We start from the raw sequence: 211 nt of genomic DNA on the forward strand, positions 1-211 counted from the left end.
ACCGTTGTAAACGTCATTGGGCGGCGTCTGGAAGTCGATGCTGCCCTGAGTTTTACCCGCTTCAACAGTGATGACCTGGCCGTTGGACAGGGTCACGGTAACCGGCGTTTGCGCTGGGTTGGTCAACGTCACGGTGTAAGTGATGACGCCACCTTCGGTGACCGACGGATTCGCCGTGAGGGTCGCGGTAGTGGTATCGATCGAATCATTG

General features: G+C 57.3%; 1 protein-coding gene. It reads right to left on the minus strand.

Annotated elements, in window-relative coordinates; translation table 11 throughout:
* Window positions 1–211: immunoglobulin-like domain-containing protein (locus tag IAE38_RS23760; protein ID WP_201219604.1), on the minus strand; the 211-nt coding region annotated here is incomplete at both ends.

It is taken from the genome of Pseudomonas sp. S32 (assembly GCF_016648095.1).
Lineage (GTDB): Bacteria > Pseudomonadota > Gammaproteobacteria > Pseudomonadales > Pseudomonadaceae > Aquipseudomonas > Aquipseudomonas parafulva.